This window comes from Bacillus sp. R45 (assembly GCF_021729365.1).
GTDB classification, from domain to species: domain Bacteria; phylum Bacillota; class Bacilli; order Bacillales; family Bacillaceae; genus Bacillus; species Bacillus velezensis.
Genome location: NZ_CP091421.1, coordinates 1,713,093 through 1,739,944 on the forward strand (window position 1 = coordinate 1,713,093; position 26,852 = coordinate 1,739,944).

Sequence of the window (26,852 nt, forward strand, 5' to 3'; positions counted from 1 at the left end):
AGGAGTGGGAAGGAATGATATCGGAAAAAATCAATATCTCACTGGATCATCCCATCATGAAGGGCCATATGGTCTTTGGTGAAGCGGTATTGCCCGGTCTTGCTTATATCGATTTGATTTATCAGGTTTTTCAGGAACACGGTTATGTATACAATGAGCTTGAATTGAAGCACGTTACGATTTATCAGCCTTTAACCGTCAGTGAAACGGTTGCAATCATTCTGACCATTCAATGTTCTGATAGCGGAGATGGAAAGTGGCTCATCTCCCTTTCAGGGCAGAAACAGCAAGGTGACGAGCTGTCAGACAATATACAATATGCGACGGCTGAAATGGTGAAAAGAGACGCTGTCACATTTGACGAAATCATTGATTTCAGCGATGTGAAGCAGTCAGCCAGGTCTCTGAATCTTGATGATATGTATAACCGCTGTCTGGATCATGACTTGGTTCATTCCGGCATGATGAAATCAAATGGACAATTGTACGAAACAGAAAGCGGCATGCTGGCTGAGCTTTCTTGCGAAGAAGGAAAAGATTTCTTTTTATTCCATCCGGCCCTTTTGGATGCGAGCGGAATCGGGGGGAGTGGTTTGCTTTCAGAAACAAACCGGCTTCACCTGCCTTTATATTATGAATCGTTCACGGCCGCTGACAGGCTTCAATCAGAGTGCACGGCGCGTATCGCCGCTTCCGTCGTCCGTCAGGAAAAAGAACTCACAACGATGACGATCGAGTACTTCAGCCGATCCGGACAAAAGGTGGCGGAGCTTAAAAACATTACGGGAAAAGCGGTTCGGCTCGAAGAAGACGCGAATACAGCCGAACAGAATCAACAGGCTGCAGCTGAGCCGGAAAGCGCAGATGAAAAAGACATCATTCTGTTTTTAAAGAAGCTTTTGGCTGATAAGCTTGGGCAGCCTTGGGAGACGCTGGACGTTCTTGCAGGCTACTACGAGCTTGGACTGAATTCATCTTCTTTGCTTGAGATTGTACAGGATATCAGTAAAAAGACGGGTGCGGACCTCGCGCCCACTCTTCTCTTTGAATATACAAATATAAAAGAACTCGCAGCCTTTCTGAAAAAGACTGGTTCATTTGAATATGCGGAGGAACGTGCGGCCGAATCATCACGATCTGAAGCTGAAGCGCCGGACGCGCCAGAACATCATAAAAACACCGGAGACATCGCGATTATCGGAATGGCCGGCCGCTATCCGAAAGCGAAAAGTGTGGCGGAGTTTTGGGAAAACCTTAAGGCAGGCACCGATTGCATCACTGAAGTTCCGAAGTCCCGATGGGATTGGAAAACATATCAAAACGTAACGTCCCCGTCTGGAAAAACAGTATCAAAATGGGGCGGTTTCATTGACGATGCCGACTGTTTCGATCCGCAGTTTTTCAGAATCTCACCGCGTGAGGCGGAAACGATGGATCCGCAGGAGCGCCTGTTTTTAGAAACATGCTGGGAAACGATTGAAGATGCGGGGTATACGCCTGAAACGCTGGGGAATAAAGGGGAGAAACAGCATCCGATCGGCGTATTTGCAGGGGTGATGCATAAAGATTATTCCTTAATCGGCGCAGAACAATTATCTGAAGCTGATCCTTTTCCGGTTTCACTGAATTATGCGCAGATCGCCAACAGAGTGTCCTATTATTGTGACTTCCACGGGCCGAGCATCGCGGTGGATACCGTTTGTTCCTCATCATTGACCGCCGTTCATCTGGCCATTGAAAGCATCCGCCGCGGCGAATGTGAAGCCGCGCTTGCGGGAGGGGTGAACTTGTCGCTGCACCCGGCGAAATATCTCAGCTACGGAAGCGTAGGGATGCACTCAAGTGACGGCCGCTGCCGCACATTCGGCGAGGGCGGGGACGGCTACGTTTCCGGAGAAGGAGTCGGTGCGGTCTTGCTCAAGCCGCTGGAAAAAGCCGAACAAGACGGCGACCGCATTTACGCGGTCATTAAAGGAAGCGCCGTTAACCACGTCGGGAAAGTAAGCGGAATTACCGTCCCGAGTCCTGCTGCACAGGCAGAAGTCATTAAGGCCTGTCTGAAAAAAGCAGGTATCAGCCCGCGGACCGTCAGTTATGTGGAAGCCCATGGCACGGGTACTTCGTTAGGAGACCCGATTGAAATTGAAGGTCTGTCAAAAGCGTTCAGCCAAGGGACGCAGGATCAGCAATTTTGTTCCATCGGTTCGGTCAAATCAAATATCGGTCACGCAGAATCAGCGGCGGGGATCAGCGGGTTAACAAAAGCGGCGCTGCAGCTTCATCACAAAACGCTTGTCAAATCACTGCATTCTGCGGAATTAAATCCTTACCTGAAATTTGAGGGATCTCCTTTTTACGTACAGCAGCAGACTGCTCCGTGGAAGCAGCCGGCAGCCGAAGAAAACGGAAAAGTCACACATTATCCGCGCCGGGCCGGACTCAGTTCCTTCGGTGCATCAGGCTCGAACGCCCATATCATTTTAGAAGAATACATTCAGCCTGAACAAAAAGCGCCTGCACCTGAGAACAATGCAGCAAAACTCATCCCGCTGTCAGCAAGAAATAAAGACAGGCTTCTGGCCTATGCGGAAAAACTAGCCCGATCGCTTTCAGAAAAGACGGTGCTGTCTGAACTGGCTTATACACTTCAGACAGGACGTGAAGCAATGGAGGAGAGAGCTGTCTTTCTTGTAAATGACACCCGCGACTTGAAAGAAAAGCTGAATGATTTCGTAAAAGGAAACGAAAACATCCCCGGTCTTTGGCGCGGACAAGCCGAGCTGCCGGAACTGAGCGAAACCGCTCCCGAGACGGATGATCCGATACGGCTTGCCGAGTTATGGGCAGAAGGGAAAATAATAGATTGGAATAAGCTGTACGCTTCGGGTAAACCGCGTAAAACAAGCGTTCCGACGTATCCATTTGCAAAAGAACGCTATTGGATTCCGCAGCAGAAAAAACAGGAGAAAAGCCCGTCAGGCACAGTGCTGCATCCGCTTTTACAAGAAAATACGTCAGATTTTTCGCAGCAGCGCTTCACGTCTCTTTTTACTGGAGATGAATTTTTCCTATCTGACCATGTCGTCAACGGGCAAAAAATATTGCCGGGTGTCGCCTATTTGGAAATGGCCAGAGAGGCGGTCAAAAAGGCTGCTGCCGTGACGGAAAAAGGCCATAGCGTCACACTCAGGCAGGTTGTTTGGGTCCGGCCGGTCATGATTGAAGACAAACCGAAGGAAATACATATTGCCCTTTACCCAGAAGATAATGGTGAGATTACCTATGAAATATACAGTGAGGCAGAAAACGGTGAAGATCCGGTTATTCACAGCCAGGGTGAAGCGGTCATTACCGAACCGGGAAGCGCCCAGATTGATATCGAGTCTGTCAAAGCTTCCTGCAATTCAGGGACCGTGACTGCGGAAGAATGTTACGGTGCTTTTGAGAAGATCGGTCTGGATTACGGAGAGGCATACAGAGGCGTACAGCAATTGCTGATCGGAGAAGACCGATTATTGGCCCGTATTTCACTCCCGGCTGCCGTACATGACAATAAAGAACAGTATACGCTTCACCCGAGTATGATGGACGCCGCTTTTCACGCCTCCGTCGGTCTGCTTGTCCGCTCAATACATGACGATGCAGACAGCCACGAGCTTTCTCTGCCGTTTGCGATGCAGGAAGTGGAAGTGTTCGGGCCGTGTCCTGAACATATCTGGTCATATATCCGGTACACAGAAGGCAGCAAAGCAGATGACAACGTAAGAAAATTTGACATTGATATGTGCGATGATGCCGGTACGGTTTATGTCCGGATGAAAGGCGCGTCCGTCCGGGCGCTTGACACAGGCCAAACAGCGGGCGGAGAAACCCCGGAGGCGCCTGTCGGCCATACGATGCTGATTCCGGCATGGGAGCCCGTTGCACTTGAAAAAACAAAGAAAGCAAAAACAGCGGAAAAGCAGACTGCGGTTTTCGGTGAAACTGACAGAACGCATACGCGCATAAAAGAACATCTGCCGAACGCTTCCTATTATCCGATCAGAGGTACGGATGATATCACATCTCTTACGCACATGCTTGAAGGACAAAAAGAACTGGAGCAAATCATTTGGCTTGCTCCGCAGGCTGAGAGTGCTTGCAGCCTCAAGGAACAGGAAAGAAACGTTCTTCATGTGTTCAAGCTGATGAAAGCATTACTTGCCTTGGGGTACGGAGAAAAACATTTGGACTGGTGCATCGTCACAGCAAATGCCCAGCCGTTTTCCGATCAAGACAGCGCCGACCCGTCACAGGCCGCAGTCAGCGGGCTTGCCGGAACAATGGCGAAAGAATATCCGCATTGGAATATCCGCATGATTGACACGGAAACGGACGGCAGCTGGCCGGTCAAAGAGGCGCTCAGTCTTTCTGCCGGAAAAAACGGTCAAATTTGGGCGTACCGCAATCAGCAGCTGTTTGAGCGTCAGCTGATACCGCTTGACAATATGCCGAAAAACGGCACGCTGTACCAAACAGGCGGGGTTTATGCCGTGATCGGAGGCGCCGGATATCTTGGCGAGGCATGGAGTGAATACATGATCCGTCACTACAAAGCACATATCATTTGGATCGGAAGAAGCACACTGAATGATTCCATACAGGCGAAACTCGACCGGCTCAGCGCATTCGGCCCGGCGCCTGAATATGTTTCCGCCGATGCCGCTGACAGTGCTTCCTTAGAGCGGGCTTATCAGTTCATAAAAGAGCGTCACACAAAAATGAACGGAATCATCCACTCGGCAATGGATCTGTCTGAGCAAAGCTTAAATAATATGAAGACAGAAGAGTTCAAATCGGTGCTGCGGGCAAAAGCCGATGTCAGTGTGTCCATGGCGGAGGTATTTGGACGGGAGCCGCTTGACTTTGCGCTCTTCTTCTCCTCGCTTGTGGCATTTATCCATAACGTGAAACAAAGCCACTATGCCGCAGGATGCGCTTTCAGTGACGCATTTGCGAAAGAACTTGATCAGACGTGGAATTGTCCGGTCAAAGTCATGAATTGGGGCTATTGGGGCAACAGCGAAGCGGCTGAAGACGGCGATTTTATTCAGCTGATGGATCAGATCGGATTGGGATTGATCGAACCGGACGCTGCGATGGAGGCGCTTGAAACCCTTATGACGCTGCCGGTTGATCAAGCGGCTTTCATTCATACGACAAAACCGGTCGCAGTCGAAGGGATGAGTGAAATAGAAAAAATTTCCGTTTATCCGTCTCAGCCGCTTGTCTCTTCACAACAGCTGAAGGCCGCTCCGCCCGGCGCACGTCTTGTAAAAGAGGCTGAACATCAAAAGCTCGATGATTTTCTGTATCAGCTTTTGATCGCCCAGCTTAAAGAAGCAGACTTGCTGGCGCCGCAAAGCCTTAAAGCGTATGAGCCCGAACACGAATATTTTAAAAAATGGCTCAATCAAACAATCGCTTTCCTTCTGGAACATGGTTATCTGGAAGGGAATGCGGATTCATATAAACTGTCGGCCCGTGCCGAAGACACAACCGCCTCGCTATGGCAAAAATGGGAGCAGGAAAAAGAGGAATGGCTCAATAACGCCGATACAAAAGCGATGACTGTTTTAGCCGAGACGATGCTTAAAGCACTGCCGGACATTCTGCGCGAAGACGTGCCGGCGACTGACATCATGTTCCCGCACTCTTCAATGGAACTTGTTGAAGGAATTTATAAGCACAATCAAGTCGCGGATTACTTTAACAGCGCCCTGTCAGATACATTAACGGCTTATGTGAAAGAAAACATCAGCAAACATTCAAAAGCCGAGATCCGCATACTGGAAATCGGAGCGGGCACAGGCGGCACAAGCGCAGGCATATTTGAAAAGCTTAGGCCGTATCAAAACCATATAAAAGAATACTGTTACACCGATGTATCGAAAGCTTTTCTCGTGCATGCGGAGACGGAATACGGCAAACGGAATCCTTATCTGACGTATAAGCTTTTTAACGCAGAAGCGCCGCTTGCCGGCCAGGACATAGAGCCGGGCGCATACGACATCGTCGTTGCCGCCAATGTGCTCCACGCGACGAAAGACATCCGCCAGACGCTGAGAAACGCTAAAGCCGTTTTAAAAGACAACGGTTTGCTGCTCTTAAATGAAATGGCGGGAAACAGCCTGTTCCCGCATATTACTTTCGGACTGCTTGAAGGCTGGTGGCTGCATGAAGATTCTGCCCTTCGTATTCCGGGGTGCCCGGGCTTGTATCCGGAAAGCTGGAAGCGCGTGTTAGAAAGTGAAGGCTGGCATTCTGTCTTCTTCCCGGCAGAAGCGGCACATGAATTAAGCCATCAGATTATAGCGGCAAAAAGCAACGGCGTTGTCCGCCAAAAAACGCTTAAAGCAGGGGCCGGAAAACGGACCGCTCCGCCAAAAGCAGCACAAGCGCCGGAATTTAAAGCGCCGCAAACAACGGTGCAAAAAGGCGACACGTCTTTAACAGAAAAAAGCACCGAGTACTTGAAAACGTTAATCGGAGAAACGTTAAAAATTCCGCCGGCTCAAATTGATCCGAAAGCGCCGCTTGAAAAATACGGAATTGATTCTATCGTCGTCGTACAGCTGACAAACGCGTTACGAAATGTATTGGACCAAGTCAGCAGCACTTTATTTTTTGAATATCAGACGATCGAAGCGCTCGTCGCTCACTTAATCAAAACGAAAAAAGACGCGATGATCAAACTGACGGGACAAACGCCTGTTCAGGAAGAACGGAAGGCATCACCAGAACCGCAGGCTGTACAGCCGGCCAAGCCGCTTCGCACTGACTGGCGGCGGAGGGAAAAGCGGGCAGCCAGAGAGACCGTCCGGCAAAGTTCGGTTCGCGACGTGGCCATCATCGGTGTTTCAGGACGCTACCCGCAGGCAAAAACAGCGGCTGAGCTTTGGGCCAATATTAAAAAAGGAAAAAACTGCATAGAAGAAATTCCGCAGGAACGCTGGAACTGGCAGGATTACTATGATGAAGAGAAAGGTAAAGAAGGCTCTATTTATACGAAATGGGGCGGCTTCATTGAGGATATGGACAAGTTTGATCCGCTGTTCTTTCAGATTTCTCCTTTGGAAGCGGAGCGAATGGACCCGCAGGAGCGATTATTTTTAGAAACGGCGTATGCGAGTATCGAGGATGCCGGCTATACGCCTGACAACCTGTGCCAAAGCAGAAAAATTGGTGTTTTTGCCGGTGCGATGAACAAAAACTACCCGACAGGCTACGGCTACTGGTCCATTGCCAACAGGGTATCTTACCTTTTTGATTTCCAAGGGCCGAGCATTGCCGTTGATACAGCCTGCTCCTCTTCTTTGACAGCCATTCATCTGGCGCTTGAGAGCATATACAGCGGTTCAAGCGAATGCGCGATTGCCGGGGGCGTAAACATAGTGACCGACCCGATTCATTATATGAATCTGTCAGTCATGAACATGCTTTCCGCAAGCGACACGTGCAAATCGTTCGGAGACCGCGCGGACGGTTTTGTAGACGGAGAAGGGGTGGGCGCGGTCGTATTAAAGCCGTTGGAGCAAGCGATTGCCGACAACGATCACATTTACGGTGTGATTAAAGGAAGCGCTATTAACAGCGGAGGCAAAACGAACGGATACACCGTTCCGAATCCGAATGCGCAGGCCGCCTTAATAAAAGAAGCTTTCGAAAGGGCAAACGTCCCGGCGCGCACCGTCAGTTATATTGAAGCCCACGGCACGGGGACCGCATTAGGGGATCCGATTGAAATCGCCGGATTAACGAAAGCATTTGAAGAGGATACAACAGACAAACAGTTTTGCGCCATCGGCTCAGCAAAATCAAATATCGGCCATTGCGAAAGCGCAGCGGGCATTGCGGGTCTGACAAAAATATTATTCCAGCTCAAAGACCGCCAAATTGCGCCGTCCCTGCACGCGGAACAGCTGAACCCAAATATTGATTTCGCGTATACGCCGTTTGCCGTTCAGCAGGAGCTCGGTGAGTGGAAACGTCCCGTCATTGGCGGCAAAGAGCTTCCGAGAAGGGCGGGGTTAAGCAGCTTCGGCGCAGGAGGAGCAAACGCCCACCTCATCATAGAAGAATATACGGCAGACAAAGAGCCTGATGAGACGCCGGCAGATCAGCCCGCCATCATCGTCCTGTCCGCGAAAAACAGCGAACGGCTCACTGAAAAAGCAAAACAGCTCAGAGACGCCATCCGTGAAAAAAGATACAGCGGCCGCGATCTTATGAGCATAGCCTTTACTCTCCAGACTGGCCGGGTGCCGATGGAAGAGCGTCTCGGTTTTATCGTCCATTCACTTCATGAACTTGAGGAAAAACTGAACGGATTTATCGCCGGACAAAACAGCGCCGGACTGCACCGTGACGGCACGGAAGAAAACAAACGGATGCTTGCCGTATTTGCGGCCGATGATGACATGGAAACCATCATAGACGCTTGGATCAGCAAACGGAAATATTCTAAGCTGCTTGAGCTTTGGGTAAAAGGATTGGACATCAATTGGGCGAAATTATACGGAGACCGTCCTCCGGCCCGCATCAGCCTGCCTGCTTATCCGTTTGCGAAAGAACGCTTCTGGCATCAGCAGCCTGTACAAAGCAAGGCCGCGCCCGTTAAGGCGCCGGCTGATGAAAGTGATCCGGCGGAGCAGTTTGAAGTAATGGCTTTTAGAGAAGTTCTTAAAGAACAGGCTCTGCCGGCTGCCGGAGAAAAGCAAGTCAAAACGGTGATTTCTTTCTTAACTGATCAGAAGAAGCAGCAGGAAGCCGTCTCTGTGATCAAATCGTATGACAGTGACATTGACGTTATTTTTATCGCTCAGGGAGACCGGTATGAGGCCTTGTCCGCCGGCCGCTGCCAAGTGGTGCGGGAAGATCCGCAATCATATGTGAACGCTTTTGCGGATATTCAAAAAGAGTACGGTGAAGCTTCTGCCATTTTGTATTTATGGGCGCTTGAAGATAAAAGCTGCATCGAAGATTATTCATGTATTGTCCATATTCTCAAAGCAATGGCTGAGACCGGTCTGCAGCCGGAAAGGCTGTTATTGGCGGGGGAATATGCATCCGGTCTGGAAAGGTGCTACTTGGAATCATGGATCGGCTTTGAGCGTTCGCTCGGCATTGTTCTTCCGAAAACAAGTGTTACCGGCCACTTCCGAAAAGCCGGCGCGGCCATAACGGACTGGATGAGAACCATTTGGGACGAGCTGAAAGCTGAAACAGACCATACCGTTTTCTTGGAAGAGGGAAAACGATATGTCTATCACACCGAACCAACCGGACTAACGAAAGAAAACGGCAGGATCAGAACCGGCGGAACATATCTCATTACAGGCGGATTAGGAGGGCTCGGCTACTTATTTGCCCGCCATCTCGCCCGGAACTACCAGGCAAATGTCATTCTCACGGGGCGGTCGCCGATCAATGAAGAAAAGAAAGAAAAAATGAAAGACCTGGAAAATCTCGGCGCGGGTGTTCTTTACGCCGAAGCCGATGTTTGTGATCCGATCGGAATGGGCGACTGCATCAAGCGCGCGAAAGAACGATTCGGAGCTATTCACGGCGTCATTCATGCGGCGGGCATCGAAAGCAGAACATCCGTCTTTGAAAATGAAATCAGGAATTTCCGCAGTACGCTTGAACCGAAAATAAACGGGAGCCTGCTTCTTGACGAGTGGCTGAAAAACGAAACGCCTGATTTCATCTGCTACTTTTCATCCACATCTGCTGTTTTAGGAGATTTCGGCTGCTGTGATTACGCGGTCGCGAACAGGTTCCAAATGGCGTATGCCCGCTATAAAAACGAACAATCCGAAAGCGGAAACGCTTTTGTCATAAACTGGCCGGTCTGGAAAAACGGCGGAATGGCCGTCGGCGGTGAAGAGACGACGGGCATGTACCTGCAATCAAGCGGACAGCGCCTGTTAGAAACAGATGAAGGCATTGAGCTGTTTGAGCGCATCATTTCTCAAGACAACACCCAGTGCCTTGTCATTGCCGGCAAAAGAAGCCGCGCCGAACGATTTTTAGGCATACGGCGGGACGATTCATCAAAACCGGATGCGCTTTTGGAAACCGTGAGCCGCCGCATCCCGGAAGAAAGCACGGAAAAACGGCTCGAAGCGGATTTGAAAGAGCTGATACACAGTCTGCTGAAAATATCTAAAGATAAACTCGTCCTGCATAAAAACTGGGCGGAATTCGGATTTGATTCCATCTATTTAGCCAAATTTGCCGCTCTTTTGTCGAGTCATTACGGCATTGAAGTCACTCCGGCGTTATTTTACAGCTATGCCACGCTCGGAGACGTCATCAGCTATTACCTGACAGAACACAAAGAAACGATCGAAACGTTTTACCGAACGGAAGAAACTGAAACAAAAGCCGCCGCTCCGGATAACAAGGAGTACACGGATCAGGAGATCATCGCCATGATGAAACAGGTCTCTGAGGGGACATTAGATTTTAAAAGAGTGCAAGACATCATAGAAGGGAGTAAGACTTATGAATCATAAAGAACTTCTCGATGCCTACAGATCAGGAACGCTCACCATCGCTGAAGTAGAACAAAAGCTTCAGCCTTTCAAGCGGACAACTGCAAAACGTCCGCTTTCTGAAGGCCAGAAAGGTTTGTGGATGCTTCAGAAAATGTTTCCGGAGATGAGCGCATATAACATTCCGTTATGCTTTCGTTTTCAAAAGCTGGATATCGAGACATTCAAAAACGCCCTTTTGTCCGTGCAGCGCCAGCACCCTATTTTGACCAGTGTAATAAAAGAGGAAAACGGCCTTCCGTATCAGATAGAAGATACGGATCGGCATTTTCCGATTGAAGAAATGGATCTTTCTGAATTAAGCGGGCGTGACGCTCTTTCGTTTATTAAAGAAAAAGCAAAAGAACCGTTCGCGCTTGAAACCGGGCCGCTCCTGCGTGTTCATGTATTCCGGCGGGCGAAGCGGGAGCCGATTGTGTTAATCACCATTCACCATATTATTTTTGACGGCGTCTCTCTTATGACGTTTATGTCGGCGCTGCTGGACGCTTATGTAAAAGCAAGTGAAGGCAAAGAACCTGTCATGGTTCAGCAGGCCGCAGATTATCATGACTTTGTGAAATGGGAAAAAGAGCTGCTGGAAAGCGAAGCGGGAAAAACGCATCTCTCTTATTGGAAAAAGCAGCTGGAAGGACCGCTGCCGGTGCTTGAGCTTCCGTCGGATTATCCGAGATCATCGGTTCAAACTTGCAAAGGGCAGGCGTATCAGCGCTTGCTTCCTGATGAACTGAACCGGCAGATTAAAGTGTGCGCCCAAAAACATAATGTCAATGAATCCGTTGTGTATCTCGCTATTTTCAAAGGACTGCTCTATCAATATACGAATCAGGAAGATGTCATCGTCGGCATGCCGACGATGGGGCGCTCTGAGGCTCAATTTGAGTCTGTCATCGGATACTTTATTAATATGATCGCGGTCAGAAGCAGGGCGACGGGCGCCAAATCCTTTACGGCGTTTTTGAAGGAGCTGCAGCTGACACTGGCAGAAGGGCTGGACCATGCCGCGTATCCGTTTCCCGCGCTTGTCAAAGAATTGAAGACGGAACGCTCGCCTGCGGTTTCGCCTGTTTTTCAAACCGCGTTTTTCTATCAAAACTTCTTCCGGACAGAAGGAGCGGAAAAGCTGGCGGAACTATATCAATCACTCGGCATTGAAATGATAGAAGACATTCATCAGGAAGGCGAATTTGAGCTTGCGCTTGAAGTCTATAAAAAAGAAACGGGAACCGTCCTGCAATTTCTGTACAACCCGGATGTCTACAGCCCTTCTTTCATCGAACGGATGGCGGAGCATTATATGAAACTGGCAAAAAAGGTGCTTTCTGATCCGGAGATCACTTTTGAAGCCTGTTCCGGCCTGCTCAATCAAAAACGTGAAGCAAGCCGTTCATCCCATCAGCCGAATGAGCGCTGCATTCATGAAGTGTTTGCGGAAAAAGCCGGACGCCACCCTGACAGAGAAGCCGTCACATTCGGTGAAAGCAGTCTTACATATCGTGAATTAGATGAACGAAGCACGGCGCTCGCCGTGTACCTGCAAGAAAAGGGCGTCACACCGGAATGCCCGGTCGGCATTTGTACGGAGCGTTCTTTTGAGATGGTCATCGGCATCCTCGCCATTTTAAAAGCGGGAGGCGCGTATGTGCCGCTGGACCCGGCTTTTCCAAACGAACGGATGGCGCACGTGTTGACTGACAGCGGCGTTTCAATCGTATTAACGCAAGCAAATACGCGCGGCATGATTGAACAGTTGGCCGTCGGCGGTGTGAGCACGGTGGAAATTGAAAAGAGCGGACGTTCTGTCAGCGGGGCAAAACTGACGCCGTGTTCAAAACCGCATCATCTCGCTTATATTCTATATACGTCCGGAAGCACGGGAAAACCGAAAGGCGTCATGGTTGAGCACAGGGCCATCATGAATACGCTGCAGTTTTTGGAAGCTGAGTATCCGGTCGCACAAGAGGATGCCTATTTGTTAAAAACGAATTACGTATTTGACGTTTCGATTTCTGAATTATTCGGCTGGTTTATCGGAAACGGACGGCTTGTCATTTTGCCGCCTGGTGCAGAAAAAAACCCGCAGCTTTGCATGGAATACATCCAAACCCACCAGGTCACGCATCTGAATTTTGCTCCCGCCGTGTTTAATGTATTTCTGGAAACGGTAAAGCGGCATACGGCATTTACAGAAGACGGCCCTGTGAAATATGTGATGGTGGCCGGTGAGGCATTTCCGAAAGATTTAGTCAAAAAGGCCGTTTCCATCTTCAAACATGCCAGAATTGAAAACATATACGGCCCGACGGAAACATCTATTTATGCCGCTTACTACAGCTGCGGCCAAAAGGAAATCACAAGCAGGAATACGCCGATCGGGAAACCGATTCACAATACGCGGCTTTATATCGTCGATGAAAAGCTCAGCCCCGTCCCTGACGGTGTGGCCGGCGAGCTTTGCGTGGCCGGCGCCGGTCTGGCCAGAGGCTATTACAATCAGCCTGAGCTGACGGCGGCATCATTTATTGATAATCCGTTTAGTGAAGGAGAAAAGCTTTACAAGACAGGTGATTTGGCCAGATGGCTGCCTGACGGAAATATAGAATATGCCGGCCGGATTGACAGTCAGGTGAAAATTCGCGGCTTCCGCATCGAATTGGGAGCGATTGAAACGAAATTGAACGAACATCCGGACATTCTTGATCAGGCGGTTGTTGTTCAGGAAAAGAACGGACATAAAAAGCTGATTGCTTATTATACGGCCCGTTCCGGTCATACGGCAGATGAAAAAGCGCTCCGCAACCATCTTTTATCGAGTCTGCCGGATTATATGGCGCCTGCCCATTTTATCCGTCTGGATGCGCTGCCGTTAACACCGAGCGGAAAAGTGAACCGCAAAGACCTAAAACAGCGCAAGGTAATTGTTCACCGGTCTGAAAAGACGGGCAGACTGCCGTTATCAGAAGCGGAAGCGAAAGTGACCGCAATATGGGAAGACCTGCTGAATACGGCGGGCATCAAAACCGAAGACGGCTTTTTCGATGTGGGAGGCGACTCGCTTTTGGCTGTTGCGGCGGCAGAACGCATTAAACAGGAGCTGGAATGCGATTTTACCGTCACGGATTTATTCGAACACTCTACCATTCAGGCGATCAGCCGATTTATTGTTGAAACTAAACAGGCGGCTGAATCAGAGGCATCCGGCCAAGATGAGAGAGAAAGAGAACAAACACCGCAAAACGGGGTGCCGTCTTACTTTGACGACAGTGTGGCGATAGTGGGGATTTCCTGCCAGTTCCCCGGCGCGAAAAATCATCATGAGTTTTGGAAGCAGTTAAGAGAAGGAAAGGAAAGCGTCCGGTTCTACTCGGAAGAAGAACTTCGGGAAGCCGGCGTGCCTGAAGATTTGATCGAAAATCCCGACTATGTGCCGGCATTATCGACGATAGAAGGAAAAGATCTCTTTGACCCTGAGTTCTTTCACATTTCTCCGAAAGACGCAGAATTTATGGATCCTCAGCTTCGGCTTCTGCTGCTACATTCTTGGAAAGCCGTCGAGGACGCGGGATATGTATCCAAAGAGATTCCGAAGACAAGCGTATATATGTCGGCAAGCAATAATTCGTATCGGTCGCTTTTACCGGAAAAAACGACAGAAGGCCATGAATCTCCCGACGGCTATGTGTCATGGGTGTTAGCGCAGAGCGGCACGATTCCGACGATGGTTTCCCATAAGCTCGGATTAAAAGGGCCAAGCTATTTCGTTCATTCCAATTGCTCATCATCATTAGTCGGTCTTTATTCAGCCTATAAAAGCATCACGAGCGGAGAATCGGAATACGCGCTCGTCGGCGGAGCAACGCTGCATGCAGCGACAAGCATCGGCTATGTGCACCAAAACGGATTGAATTTTTCAAGCGACGGGCATGTCAAGGCATTTGACGCTTCAGCCGACGGTATGGCGGGCGGAGAAGGAGCTGCCGTCATTCTGCTGAAAAAGGCGTCGAAAGCCGTTCAGGACGGAGATCACATATACGCCATGCTCAGAGGCATCGGTCTGAACAATGACGGAGCGGATAAAGTCGGTTTTTACGCACCGAGTGTAAAAGGTCAGACTGACGTCATCCAGCATGTTTTAGACAGCACGAATATTCACCCGGAGACGATTTCCTATATCGAAGCGCACGGCACAGGAACGACATTGGGTGATCCGATTGAAATGTCCGCGCTGCAGCAAGTGTATAAACGTTACACGGACCGGGAGCAGTATTGCGGAATCGGCTCCGTAAAAACGAATATCGGACATTTGGATACAGCAGCAGGTCTGGCCGGGTGCATCAAAGTCGCCATGAGTTTATATCATCGGGAGCTGGCGCCTACCATTAATTACACGTCACCGAACCCGAATATCAAATTCAGCGGTTCGCCGTTTTATGTGGCGGATAAGAGAAAACTGCTTCCGGAGAGAGAGACGCCGCACCGGGCAGCGTTAAGCTCATTCGGACTCGGAGGAACAAACGCACACGCCATTTTTGAACAGTATGAAAACAAAACGATCAGCGGATTAAATGACGGACAGCCGCCTTATATCGTTCCGCTGTCAGCGAGAAATAAGCAGCGTCTTACTGCCTACGCAACTTGTTTATCCGGCTTTCTGGATGAAGCCGAAAACGATGTTTCCTTGCATGATCTGGCATTTACGTATCAGACCGGACGTGAAGCGATGGAAGAGAGAGCCGTTTTTATCAGTCATGATCGTCACGATCTGAAGCGTCAGCTGCAGGATTTCATCAACGGCAATGACCAAAACATCTTACGGGGCGAAAAAGTGAGAAGCAGAGAAGTGTCGGCTCAGGAGATGGAAGAGCTTGCGGCATGTCAGACACGTGATGAAAAGCTGAAAGCACTTGCGGCGCTCTGGATTGAAGGAGCGCGTGTTGATTGGGGCTTATTGTATCAGGATTCCGCGCCGCGAAGAATCAGTGCGCCGACCTACCCGTTCGCAGAGGAGCGCTTCTGGCCGGAAGAAACTGTGAAGCAAACAGATGCGAAGTTTTTGCATCCGCTGGTACATCAGAATACATCCGTCTTGCAGGAGCAGCGGTTCAGTTCGGAATTTACGGGAAAAGAGTATTTTATTGCCGAGCATATCATTAAAGGAATGGCGATCGTGCCGGCTGCCGTCACCCTTGAGATGGCACGGGCCGCGGCGGAGAAAAGCATCGGCGGGGCAACAGAGGATTCTCTCGGCCTGCGCTTAAAGAATATCGTATGGGTCCGCCCGGTGATAGTCGATCAGGACGCTGTCCGTGTCCATATCGGACTTTATGAAGAAGAGGACGGACAGATTCAATACAGAATGTACGGCGGTAACGATTCTATCGGTGAAGAAGCTCCTCTTTATAATCAGGGCATCGCTGAAATCATCCGGAAGGAACCGGAGGAAGCGGCGGATATTGAGCAGCTGAAGCGCCGGTGCACGCAGGGAACAATCGAATCTCAAGCGTTTTACAAAGGAATGATCGGAGCTGATTACGGGCCGGGCTACAAAGGTGTCCAGCTTGTATACAAAGGCGAAGACCGGCTGCTTGCTAAATTGAAGCTTCCTGAATCCGTCTCCCATACGAAAGCTGATTATATCCTTCATCCGAGTATGATGGACGGTGCGCTTCAGGCCGCCGAATATTTGCAAAACGTGACGAGAGCGCTGCTGGCAGAAAGCGGGGAACCATTCAAAGCCGCATTGCCGTTTGCTTTAGAGGAGCTGGACGTTCTGAATCCGTGCGCTGATGATATGTGGGTGCACGTCACATTCAGTGCGAACAATAAAGCCGGCGATCCTATCCAAAAAGCCGATATTGATTTATATGACAGTAACGGCGGGCTTTGTGTGCGGATGAGAGGTTTCTCAACGCGGATCATGGAAGAAAACGCGGGTGCCGGCGTTTCGGTCAGCCGTACGGACACATTGTTCGCTGAACCGGTCTGGAAAGAGCAGCCGGCACCGGCCGATCACGCGCCTTCGTATGAAGAGCATATCATTTTCCTTTGTGAGTACGATGAAGCCGTTAAACAAGCTGTCGAAGCAAAGCTTGAACATGCACGCGTCATTATCCTGGACGATCGTCCCGCATCTATTGCAGAGCGGTATCATTCTTATGCGGGTCAGCTGTTTGGCCATATCAAAACCATAATGAAAAGCAAGCCGAAGGGCCGCGTTCTTTTTCAGGCTGTTACGCGGTCAGCAGGCTTACAGCAGGTGTTCTCAGGCATTACCGGCCTCTTCAAAACCGCATGTCTTGAACATTCCAAGCTGATCTGTCAAATGATCGAAGCCGAGGAGAAAGAAAGTGCTGAAGGCATCGCGGAAAAAGCGGCGGAAAACCGTATGCATGCCGAAAGCGTCCATGTGAAATATGAAAACGGCAAGCGCTTTGCCGCTGATTGGGAAGAGATGGATATTTCTCAAGCGGAGCCGGACATTCCGTGGAAAGACGAAGGCGTTTATCTCAGTACAGGAGGTGCCGGAGGTTTAGGTCTGATTTTTGCAAAAGAGATCGCAAACCGTACAAAAGACGCCGTCATCATACTAACCGGCCGGTCCGCTCTCGGAGAAAAGCAGAAAGACATGCTGGAAACAGTACGTGCTGCCGGCGCTTCTGTTTTCTACGAGCAGACCGATGTCACGGACGAAGCAGAAGTATACCGATTGATCCGCAATATCCGTAAACGGCACGGCAAGCTGGACGGGATTGTTCACAGTGCCGGCATTATAAAAGACAACTACATGGTGAAGAAGACGGCAGAGGAATTCCAACACGTTCTCGCTCCGAAAGTGAAGGGCCTTGTGTATCTTGATGAAGCGTCACAACATGAGAAATTAGATGTCTTTATTGTCTTCTCATCCTTATCAGGTGTGCTTGGAAGCGTCGGCCAGGCTGATTATGCGTCTGCAAATGTTTTTATGGAGATGTATGCCGAGTACCGCCGTTCTTTACAAGCCGCAGGACAAAGATACGGAAAGACGCTTTCTGTCAGCTGGCCGTTATGGAAAGAAGGCGGAATGCAGGCAGGAAAGCAGACGGAAGATATGCTGATGCAGCAGGCGGGAATCGCACCGCTCAGCACAGATGCCGGCATCAAGGCTTTATATCAAGGCTTGATGAGCGGGACAGCCCGGATGACGGTTTTTGAAGGAGATGTGAAACACATGAAAGCAAAACGGTTCCGCAAAGAGAATGATCATCCGGAAGCAGAGATCGGCGTACGTCATGACATTGATGCTGACAGCCTGCTTGAAAAAGTGAAGCATCTGTTAAAACAGCAGACGGCCTCGCTGTTAAAAGTAAACATTGACAGAATTGATCCTCATGAAGAAATGACAAAATACGGGCTGGATTCTATCTCGATGACTGAGTTTACGAACCAGTTAAACAAAACGTACCGGCTTACGTTAACGCCGACGATTTTCTTTGATCATCCGACAATCCATGAATTTGCCGTTCATTTAATCAGTGAATACGAAGAGGAATTTGCCGGACGGTTTGCGGTAAATACAAAAACGATTCAATCGGCAAGACCGGTAAAAGAGACTCAAATTACGCGCCCGGCCGTTAAGCGACGCCGCACTCTGCCTGAGACACTTCCGCAGACAGTGCAGCGGGACCAAGGGCCGGAACCGATCGCAATCGTAGGCATCAGCGGGATTTTCCCGATGGCAGAAGACATTGAAGCTTTCTGGCAGAACCTGAAAGAAGGCAAAGACTGCATGACCGAGATTCCGAAAGACCGCTGGGACTGGCGGGACTATTACGGGGATCCCGCAAAAGAAGCCAATAAAACAAACGTCAACCAAGGCGGGTTTATTGACGGAATTGCTGAATTTGATCCGTTGTTTTTCGGGATTTCACCGCGGGAAGCGGAGCAAATGGACCCTCAGCAGCGCCTCTTGCTGACGTATGCGTGGAAAGCGATTGAAGATGCCGGATATGCGTCAAAGAGTCTCTCAGGCACAAAGACAGGTGTGTTTATCGGGACCGGAAACACCGGCTACGGTTCTCTTTTAGCCAATGCCGATGCGGCGATTGAAGGGTCATCCGCGGCGAATACAAGTCCGTCTGTCGGACCGAACCGTGTCAGCTATACGCTCAATCTGCACGGGCCGAGCGAGCCGATTGATACCGCCTGCTCAAGCTCACTCGTTGCCATACACCATGCCGTTTCTTCAATTGAAGAAGGGACGTGCGACATGGCTTTGGCGGGAGGAATCAATACGATTGTTCTTCCGGATGTGTATATCAGCTTTGACAAAGCGGGCGCGCTGAGTAAAGAAGGAAGATGCAAAACGTTCTCCGATCAGGCTGACGGTTTTGCCCATGGTGAAGGAGCCGGACTCTTTTTCCTTAAAAAGCTGAAAGCCGCTGAGGCGGATGGGGACCATATTTACGGCGTCATTAAAGGAAGCGCGGTGAATCACGGCGGCCGTGCGGCATCTTTAACAACGCCTAACCCGAAACAACAGGCGGAAGTTATTAAAGCCGCATACAAAAAAGCGGGCATTGATCCGAAAACAGTCTCTTATATCGAAGCGCACGGCACCGGAACAGAACTGGGAGATCCCGTTGAAATTAACGGCCTGAAACAAGCGTTCAGCTCGTTTGCAGACGGAAAAGAGAAAGCGGCCGGCTATTGCGGCTTAGGGTCGGTCAAAACGAATATCGGCCATTTATCCCTTGCCGCGGGAGCAGCGGGCATTATTAAAATTTTGCTGCAGATGAAGCATCGCACATTAGTCAAAAGTCTCCACTGTGAGACGGTAAATCCGTACATTCAGCTTGAAAACAGCCCGTTTTATCTGGTGCGGGAGACGATGGAATGGAAGACGCAGACGGACGAACGCGGAAACGAACAGCCGCGCCGCGCGGGCATCAGCTCATTCGGCATCGGAGGCGTAAATGCCCACGTCGTCATTGAAGAATACATTCCAGAAGACAGAGAGGAAGCAGATGATTCTCATATCGACCCATGTCTTTTCGTTCTGTCCGCCAAAAATGAAAAACGCCTGAAAGAGCAGGCAAAACAGCTGAAACGTGCGCTTACTGAAAAACGGTACGATCATTCCAGCCTCGTTTCTATGGCATATACTCTCCAAATCGGAAGGGACGCCATGGAAGAACGCCTGGCGGTTATTGCCGGATCCGCAGAAGAACTGCAGGAAAAACTGTCACAGTTTATCACTGGAGATAAGCATGCGGATTTGTACAGAGGAAGAATAGACAAAGGCACGCTGCAAATGCTGACGGAAGATGAAGAAATTCAAGAAGCCGTTGAAAAATGGATGGCACGCGGCAAATACGCGAAGCTGCTTGAATTATGGGTCAAAGGGCTGAACGTCGATTGGGCGAAGCTGTATGGAGACCGGCCGCCTAAACGCATGAGCCTGCCGTCGTATCCTTTTGCAAAAGACCGCTATTGGGCGGCGAAACACACCGGAAAACACGAAAAAACAAGCACTGTATCTGCCGGAAAACAAGACGCGCTTCATCCGCTTCTGCACAGAAATACTTCAAACCTTGCAGAACAGCGGTTCAGCTCAATCTATACAGGAGAAGAATTTTACCTTGCGGATCATGTTGTAAAAGGCGTGCCGATTTTACCGGGTGTGGCACATCTTGAAATGGCGCGCGCAGCAATGGAACAGGCATCTGAAGTTCCGGCCGGACAAGGAAGCGTCAAGCTTAAGAATACGGTTTGGGTGCGGCCGATTACCATTGAAGACGAGCCGGTTCATGTCAACACCCGTCTCATTCCCGAAACGGCAAATGACGTTCAATTCGACATTTACTGCGGCCGGGAAACAGATCAGCCGTCCGTTTACAGCCAAGGGGCAGTATCAGTCCGCCCTGACGCAAAGGCTCCGGTCATTGATCTCCAAAAACTGAGATCACAATCCGCCGAGACACCGTTTTCTGCAGATGAAGTGTACGATATGTACCGCAAAATCGGTTTTGATTACGGCCCGGCTTTCCGGGGTGTCAAAGCGATTTATACAGGTGATGATTTCGTATTGGGCAGACTGTCTCTTGATGCGGCTTGTGCGGACACGGTACAGGAGTATGTCATGCATCCGGGCTTAATGGACTCTGCATTGCAGGCATCAAGCATATTAACCGGAACAAATGATGAACAACTGATGCTTCCGTTTGCGGTTCAGGAGCTTGAAGTATTCAGCGCATGCGCTGCCGAGATGTGGGTTTACGCCAGACTTTCTGAAGACCACAAAGCCGGACATGTTGAAAAACGCGATCTTGATATTTGTGATGAAAATGGCAAGGTTTGCGTAAGGCTGAAAGGTTTGTCATTCAGAACGGCTGAAAAAGAACCTGAGAAAAAAGAAAAAGCTCCGGAAACGCTCATGCTTGAGCCGGTATGGACACGAAGCGATGAAACTGCTGCTCAAACGGAACCGGTTTTTGCCCGGCATATCGTAATGCTTTGTGACACAGACGCCGGACTAAAACAAGCGGTTGAAGCCGCGGGAGCTGAATGTATTGAAATGACCTCCCCGCACGGGAAAGCGGCGGCGCGCTTCCGTGATTATACAGGACGGATATTGGAGACGCTGCAAAAACTGCTGAAGGAAGAGACGGAAGGAGACGTCCTTATCCAGACGGTTCTCTCTAAAACAGATAAGCATCAGCTGCTCTCAGGGATTTCAGCTCTGCTAAAAACAGCCGGCCTGGAACATAAAAAACTGAAAACCCAGCTGATTGAAATAGAACCGGCGGAAAACGGCAGAATCACAGACATCATCAGAGAAAATAAAACAAGGGCTGATGACAGCCATATCAAATATGAAAACGGCATCCGATACAGCGCAGATGTCAAAGAAACGGCCGTGTCCGGCGGCAAAATACGCATTCCGTGGAACGACGGAGGGATTTATCTCATTACCGGAGGAGCCGGGGGCCTCGGCTTTATTTTCGCGAAAGAAATCGCCCGGAAAGTCAAAGAGCCGACGCTGGTTTTGACAGGCCGTTCCGCATTAAGCGAGAATCAGCGGATGCAGCTGAAATCGCTTGAATCACTCGGAGCAAAAGCGGAATACAAACAGGCTGACGTAACAAACGCTCTAACTGCGGCAGACCTGGTCAAAACAATTGAAACGGAATATGGCGGCCTTCACGGCATCATTCATAGCGCGGGTGTGATGAAAGATCAATATATCGCAAAGAAAACAACCGAAGAGTTTTACAGTGTATTGGCTCCTAAAACGGACGGATTTGTCAACCTTGATGAAGCAACCGAGCATTTAGCGCTGGACTTTTTCATCGTTTTCTCATCCATTTCCGGTGTCACCGGGAATGCGGGACAGGCGGATTATGCGGCGGCAAACGCATTTATGGACAGCTATGCGGCATACCGCAACGCGCTGGTTACGGCAATGTACCGCCACGGTCACACATTGTCAATCAATTGGCCGCTTTGGAAAGACGGCGGAATGCAAGTCAATGAAGAAATGGCGAAGCTCACCGAAAAAAGAACCGGTGTAACGCCGATGCGCACTGAAACCGGAATAGAAGCTCTTTACAAAGCATGGAGCACGGGGAAAACAAGCGTGCTCGTTATGGAAGGAAGCCGCGCCGTAATGCGGGAAAAACTGCTTCAAAAGACTCCCCCAGCCGCTTTTGCACCGGTTAAGAAAACGGAAGAAACACCTGCGCCGAAAGACCTGACGGCCAAACTTCAGGAATTGCTGGCAAAAGAAGTTTCCGGGCTTCTGAAAATAAACATTGAAGAAATCGATATCGAATTGGAGTTCAATCAATACGGATTTGATTCCATTACGCTGACGGAATTCGCCAACAAGCTGAATGACACTTATCAGCTTGATCTGACACCGACCGTATTTTTTGAATATGCGACGATTCAAGCCTTGGCGCATCATTTAGCAGAAGACTATCAAACGCAATTTGCCGGCAGCACACAGCCGAAAGAAGAAAAGCAAAGCGGTGTAACAGATGATGGCGGCATCAGACTGGCAGGGAACAAACGATTTGCAAAAACAGCCGTACAGCCTGTTCAGACTGCGGCTGAACATAAACCGGAACCGATCGCCATTGTCGGCATGAGCGGAGTGTTTCCGAAGGCCGCAAATATTGATGAGTATTGGCGCAATTTAGAAGAGGGAAAAGATTGTATAACAGAGGTGCCGGCGGATCGTTGGGACTGGCGGGAGTATTACGGTGACCCGCTTAACGAAGCCAACAAAACAAATGTAAAGTGGGGCGGATTTATTGACGGAGTTGCGGAATTTGATCCGCTGTTCTTCGGAATTTCACCGCTGGAAGCCGAACAGATGGATCCCCAGCAGCGCTTGTTAATGATGTATGCGTGGAAGGCGATAGAAGATGCGGGATATTCCGCTAAAAGCCTTTCCGGCACGAAAACAGGCCTGTATATCGGCACGGGAAATACCGGGTACGGCTCACTGTTTTCCGACCTGGATATCGGCGGTGCGTCAGCCGCAAATATGAGTCCGTCAGCAGGGCCGAACCGCGTCAGCTATATGCTCAATCTGCACGGGCCGAGTGAACCGATCGACACGGCTTGTTCCAGCTCGCTGGTCGCGATTCATCACGCCGTATGCGCCATTGAAAACGGGAACTGCGAGATGGCGATCGCTGGCGGCGTGAATACCGTCGTCACACCGCAAGGCCACATCGCTTATGACAAAGCGGGTGCGCTGAGCAAAGAAGGGAAATGCAAAACGTTCTCCGACAGGGCGGACGGATTTGCCGTCAGTGAAGGTGCCGGAATTCTGTTTTTAAAAAAGCTGTCAGAAGCGGAAAAATCGGGCGATCATATTTACGGCGTCATTAAAGGCAGCGCGGTCAACCACGGCGGACGCGCGAACTCCTTGACGACACCGAACCCGAAAGCCCAGGCGGAAGTCGTCAGAACGGCTTATGACAAAGCAGGCATTGATCCGAGAACCGTCACTTATATAGAAGCGCACGGAACCGGAACGGAGCTTGGCGATCCGGTCGAAATCAACGGCCTGAAATCCGCCTTTCAAAAGCTGTACGAAAAAACAGGCGATCCCGCCGTTTACGCGAGTCACTGCGGTTTGGGATCGGCAAAAACCAATATCGGCCACCTGTCACTGGCAGCCGGTGTCGCGGGTGTGATCAAAGTGCTGATGCAGATGAAGCATAAAACACTTGCAAAAAGCCTCCACAGCGAGGTCATCAACCCGTATATCAAACTGAAAGACAGTCCGTTTTACATCGTACAGGAAAAAAGAGAATGGACAGCATTGAAAGACGAAAACGGCAAACATCTGCCGCGCCGTGCGGGAATCAGTTCTTTCGGCATCGGCGGCGTAAACGCCCATGTCGTCATTGAAGAATATATCCCGAAGGAAGAAAGAAAAACAGCTGTTTTCACACACCCTCAAATCTTTGTGCTGTCGGCCAAAGAAGAAGAACGTCTGCAGGAACAGGCGCAGCAGCTGGCGCAAGCTTCTTTTACGGATGCGGATCTTGCCGATGTTGCTTACACGCTTCAGCAGGGACGTGATGCGATGGAAGAAAGAGCGGCCATTATCGCTTCCTCGGCCGAAGAACTGCGGGACAAGCTAAAGAGCTGTGCGAAAGGACGTTATGACAAAGCGGGCATTTATAAAGGAAAAGCGGGTAAAACCCCGCTGAAATCCATTCTGGCAGGCGCAAACGGCGAAGCGGATATCGAAGAGCTGATAAGCCGCCGAGAGAATGACAAGCTTGCGGAATTATGGGTGCAGGGCGCGGATATCAAATGGGACGGCTTATATTCTGATATCAAGCCCCAACGGATGAGTCTTCCTGCTTACCCGTTTGCGAAAGAGCGGTACTGGATCACGGACAACCGGCCGAAAGCAGAAAAACCGCAAGCTGTGCCGACGGCGCGGGTGCTGCACCCGCTGCTTCACGAGAATGTATCGGATTTAACAGAGCAGCGGTACCGATCCGAATTTACGGGACAAGAGACGATTTTCACCGATCATCTTATTAAAGGCAAGCCGGTCATGCCGGGCGTCGCCTACTTGGAAATGGCCAGGGCGGCGGTTGCTCAGGCAGTCAAAGGGCAAAAGGAAGTTCCGTCTGTCATCCGTCTGAAAAACATCGTTTGGGTTCGGCCGATCGAAGCGGGAAACCGCCCGATTGAAGCGCAAATCAGCCTGAACCCGAGGGAAAACGGTGAAATCGTGTATGACATTTACACGGATTCACAAACAGAAGCAAGCGGCAGGCAGATACACTGTCAGGGGGCTGCCGGCATTCTCGGCGCCGGGGAGGCTCCGCACCGTGATATAGGCGCACTGAAAGCTCAATGCGGCCTCAGTATGCTGACTTCTGAACAGTGTTACGGCTTATTCAGCAAAATCGGCATTGACTACGGTCCCGGACAACAAGGAATTCAGCACATTCATATCGGAAGCAATCAAGCATTAGCTGAGCTCCGTCTGCCTTCCTTCCTCGAAGAAACGGCAGATCAATATGTTCTTCACCCGTGTATGCTTGATTCAGCTCTGCAAGCGACAATCGGACTGAAGCTGCATGCAGATGATAACCAGCTGTCACTGCCGTTCGCCCTTGAGGAACTGGACATTTTCAGCCCGTGCACGACCAGCATGTGGGCGTATGTCAGCTCCCGGGGAACGGATGAAAAAATACAGCGGCTGGACATTGACTTATGCGATGAGACAGGCCGCGTCTGTGTCAGGATTAAAGGGATTTCTTCCAGAATGATGGAAGGCCCGGCGCCGGAAACATCATTAAATGGAGCAAACCTTCTGGCTCCGGTATGGGATCTTGCGGAATTCCGTGACCAAAGCCCGGCATATAAGACGGAAGAGGTTGTCTTTATCGCAGGGGATGAGGAAAGCGAAGCTTTTCAATTGCATCATCCTTCTGCGAAACGGCTTCATATCAACCCGGAGGATGAAATAGAGGCTGTTGCGGCTGAACTGAAAGCAAGAGGGTCTTTCGGGCATATCGTATGGATCGCTCCTTTTCACAGCGATGGTGACATGGTGAAAGCTCAAGATGCGGGCGTCATCCAGATGTACAGAGTGATTAAGGCGATGCTTGCTTTAGGATACGGAAGCAAGCGAATCAGCTTGACTGCAGTCACAATAAAAACACAGTCCGTACAGCCGGCGGACATCATTGATCCGGCTCATGCAGGCATTCACGGTTTGATCGGTTCGCTCGCAAAAGAGTATCCGAACTGGCAAACACGGCTGATTGATGCCGGATGTCCGGAAGATGTTTCAAAGGCGGAGCTGTTCTCAGCGCCGTTTGATGAGCAAGGCAATACATGGGCGTACCGCAACAATCACTGGTACAAACAGCGCCTCATCCCTGTACAGCAGCCGGTGTCAAGCCGGCCCGCTTACCAAAAAGGCGGCGTTTATGTCGTCATCGGCGGCGCGGGGGGCATCGGCGAGGCATGGAGCGAATATGCCGTGAAAACGTATCAGGCGCGAGTCGTTTGGATCGGCAGACGAAAACATAACAGCGCCATCCAGGAAAAAATCGACAGACTCAGCCAATTCGGGCCGGCGCCGATTTATATTGAAGCTGACGCGGCAAACCCGGATGAGCTCACACGGGCGTATAAAACGATCAAACGCACGCACCCGCAAATTAACGGAATCATCCATTCCGCAATTGTTTTAGAGGATCAGAGCCTGGCGAATATGCCGGAAAGCCGTTTGAGAAGCGTGCTCGCTGCAAAAGTCAATGTCAGCGTGAATATGGCCCGCGTGTTCCAAAATGAGCCGCTGGACTTTGCTTTGTTCTTCTCATCCGTTCAATCATTTGCGCGAGCGGCCGGACAAAGCAATTATGCTGCCGGGTGCAGTTTCAAAGATGCCTTTGCCGCTCATTTGGCTCAAGTTCGGCCGTATTCGGCGGCAGTGATGAATTGGAGCTACTGGGGCAGTGTCGGAATCGTATCATCTGCCGAATATCAAGAACGGATGAAACAGGCGGGAGTCGGATCAATTGAAGCGCCGGAAGCAATGGCGGCGCTTGAACGATTGCTCGGCGGCCCATTGAATCAGTTCGTCATGATGAAACAGGCGGAAGAGCCGGAGGAAAAACCGGAAGAAATGATAGAAGTATACCCTGAACATCACGGCTCGGCGATGCAAAAACTGCGAAGCTATCAGCCTAAAGTAACAAGACATGTACAACAATTGAGTTAAGG

The 26,852-nt window shown here is 50.2% G+C and carries 2 protein-coding genes; both read left to right on the plus strand.

Annotation, left to right across the window (positions count from 1 at the left end; genetic code table 11):
* Positions 1–14: 14 nt before the first annotated feature.
* Positions 15–10,559, plus strand: coding sequence for a type I polyketide synthase (locus tag L3V45_RS08495; RefSeq protein ID WP_236837346.1), 10,545 nt, complete (start codon positions 15–17; stop codon positions 10,557–10,559).
* Positions 10,549–26,850, plus strand: a complete 16,302-nt coding sequence (locus L3V45_RS08500) for a non-ribosomal peptide synthetase (RefSeq protein ID WP_236837347.1) — start codon at positions 10,549–10,551, stop codon at positions 26,848–26,850. Before L3V45_RS08495 ends, L3V45_RS08500 begins: the two co-directional genes overlap by 11 nt.
* Positions 26,851–26,852 lie beyond the last annotated feature (2 nt).

What these genes read in the sequence shown, in the direction of transcription:
- L3V45_RS08495 (WP_236837346.1), top strand. Translation starts at nt 15, where the DNA reads ATGATATCGGAAAAAATCAATATCTCACTGGATCATCCCATCATGAAG.
- L3V45_RS08500 (WP_236837347.1), top strand. Translation starts at nt 10,549, where the DNA reads ATGAATCATAAAGAACTTCTCGATGCCTACAGATCAGGAACGCTCACC.